General features: G+C 62.8%; 3 protein-coding genes and 1 pseudogene. All 4 read right to left on the reverse strand.

Annotation, left to right across the window (positions count from 1 at the left end; genetic code table 11):
- Positions 1–338 precede the first annotated feature (338 nt).
- On the reverse strand, positions 339–902 hold the full coding sequence (locus tag ACO6VM_RS18130) for an NUDIX hydrolase (RefSeq protein ID WP_401060836.1): 564 nt from the start codon (positions 900–902) through the stop codon (positions 339–341).
- A 2-nt stretch (positions 903–904) separates the two neighbouring features.
- A complete protein-coding gene (locus tag ACO6VM_RS18135) occupies positions 905–1,657 on the reverse strand; it encodes a GntR family transcriptional regulator (RefSeq protein ID WP_110996546.1) in 753 nt (250 codons plus the stop codon).
- 90 nt (positions 1,658–1,747) lie between these two features.
- Entirely contained in the window at positions 1,748–2,137 is a 390-nt protein-coding gene (locus ACO6VM_RS18140) for a carboxymuconolactone decarboxylase family protein (protein WP_125464441.1), read from the reverse strand.
- 94 nt (positions 2,138–2,231) lie between these two features.
- Positions 2,232–2,334: pseudogene (locus tag ACO6VM_RS18145) on the reverse strand (flavin reductase); the annotation flags it as partial.

A 2,334-nucleotide genomic window follows, 5' to 3' on the forward strand; every position in this document is an offset into this window, starting at 1 on the left:
ACTGGAGGGCCCTGGTGCGCAGCACCCTTCGGCGTAAGCCGAAGGCGCGAGATGTAGACTTGCGCAGCAAGTCGTAGGCCGCGCGGGCCCGGAAGGCACCGGAGCGAGGGGACCCCGGAGCGCAGCGTAGGGGCCGTATGATGGGAGCAGGCGGTTTTGCCTACTTTTTCCAAGAAAAAAGTAGGCCGCCGTAAGGGCGGAAAGGTGACTAAGCGTCGACATCACCCATGAATGCGCATACATCCATCAAAACAAACACACTGAGTCCCGAACCCGAACCCGAACCCGAACCCGAACCCGAACCCGAACCCGAACCCGAACCCGAACCCGAACCCCACTCAACGAATGAAATGCACCTTCCCGCTATCATCATTCCCCATATAAATCCCATACACCCCCGCCTGCCGCTCAAGAATGTACCGCTCCAAGATCTGCCGAATCGCCGGGTAATAGATCTCGTCCCAAGGAATCTCGTCAGGCTCGAAGAACTTGTAGGCCAGAGTCTCAGCCCCATACTCCCCGGTCTCTTCAGTCGCAATGGCCCGGAAGATGATGTACACCTCGCTGATCTGCGGCACGCTGAAAATCGAGTAGGGCGAGACGATCTCCCCCCGCACGCCACTCTCTTCCCATACCTCGCGCAACGCCGCCTGCTCGGTGGTCTCGCCGGCCTCCATGAACCCGGCCGGCAGTGTCCAGGTCCCAGGCCGCGGCGCAATCGCCCGCTGGCACAACAGGTACTTGCCATCACGCTCGATGATGCAGCCGGCAATGATCTTCGGATTGATGTAGTGGATATAGCCGCAGCCGGTGCAGTGCAGACGTTCGTGGGTGTCGCCGTTGGGGACGCCCCGGGCCAGTTCCGTGGTGCAGTGCGGGCAGTAGCGCGGGGCGGTGGGCATGGTCAGCGGCCTATGCGAGGGTCCTTGAGGGGCAGGGGAGCGACGATTTCGCGGACCTTGGCGTTGTCGTCCTGTTTCTGGCGCAGATAGTCCAGTGCCACTTTCGCGGCGGCGCGTACATGGTCGACCGAGGCCTGGTGCGCGACTTGCGGGTCGCCGCTCTTGATCGCCTCGACGATTTTTTCCATTTCACGGTTGCTGGCGCTGCGGCGGTTCTCTTGCGACACCGACGTGGCGCGCAGGTAGCTGATGCGCGCCTGCAACTGGCGCAGCTGCTGGGCGGCCACCTGGTTGCCCGAGCCTTCGAGCAGCACGTCGTAGAACCCTTGCACCGAGTCGAGCACCTGCTGCAGCTCGCCGTCTTCCAGCGCTTCGCGGTTGACTTCCAGGGCGCGCTCCAAGGCGCGGATGTCCTTGGTCTTGGCGTTGAGGGTGAACAACTGGACGATCAGGCCTTCGAGCACGCAACGCAGCTCGTAGATGTCGCGGGCGTCTTCCAGGGTGATGATGGCCACGCGCGGGCCCTTGGCGTCGGCGAACTCGACCAGGCCTTCGGATTCGAGGTGGCGCAGGGCTTCGCGGACCGAGGTGCGGCTGACGCCGAGGCGATCGCAGAGGTCGCGCTCGACCAGGCGATCGCCCGGCAGCAGGTGGAAGTTCATGATCGCGCTGCGCAGTTTGTCCAGCACGATTTCACGCAGGGTAACGGGGTTGCGGTTGACCTTGAAGCTGTCGTCGAGTGGCTGGCGTTTCATCAGGGGCGCTCTTTTATGAGGCTGTTGCGCCAACATCGCGAAGGGCCACGAACCGTGGCGCTCCTTGCAGTGGTTCGAAACAGCCCGTTGTTAACGGGTTGACTCTGCATCGGCTTCGGCGAAGGCCTCGCGGGCCAGGCGGAAACTGTCCACCGCCGCAGGTACGCCGCAATAAATGCCGACTTGGAGCAGGATCTCGCGAATCTGTTCACGGCTCAGGCCATTGCGCAAGGCGCCGCGGATGTGCAGCTTGAGCTCGTGGGGCCGGTTGAGCGCGGAAATCATGGCCAAGTTTATCATGCTGCGCTCTTTGAGCGACAAGCCATCGCGGCCCCAGACATGGCCCCAGCAGTACTCGGTAACCAGCTCCTGGAGCGGCTTGGTGAACTCGTCGGCGTTCTGGATCGAGCGGTTGACGTAGTCCTCGCCCAGTACCTGGGTGCGGATCTGCAGGCCTTTCTCGTACTTTTCGTTGCTCATCTGCCGAGGTCCTTGAACGTTGAATGAAAAGGGGGGCCGCAACCGAAGGTGAGGGGGTATGCGCGGCCCCCGGAAACAGTGGGGCAGCATCGCGGGGCAAGGCGCCGAGCTTGCCCTTGTGGTACACCATCGGCGTCACCGGCTGCTCGGGCAGCACCAGGTTCTTCACCGCACCGACGATGATCGCGTGGTCGCCG

It is taken from the genome of Pseudomonas sp. GZD-209 (genome assembly GCF_049310485.1).
Lineage (GTDB): Bacteria > Pseudomonadota > Gammaproteobacteria > Pseudomonadales > Pseudomonadaceae > Aquipseudomonas > Aquipseudomonas sichuanensis.

Bases quoted from the DNA above. Each gene is read 5' to 3' on its own strand.
- ACO6VM_RS18135 (WP_110996546.1), bottom strand. From the start codon at position 1,657: ATGAAACGCCAGCCACTCGACGACAGCTTCAAGGTCAACCGCAACCCC.
- ACO6VM_RS18140 (WP_125464441.1), bottom strand. From the start codon at position 2,137: ATGAGCAACGAAAAGTACGAGAAAGGCCTGCAGATCCGCACCCAGGTA.
- ACO6VM_RS18130 (WP_401060836.1), bottom strand. From the start codon at position 902: ATGCCCACCGCCCCGCGCTACTGCCCGCACTGCACCACGGAACTGGCC.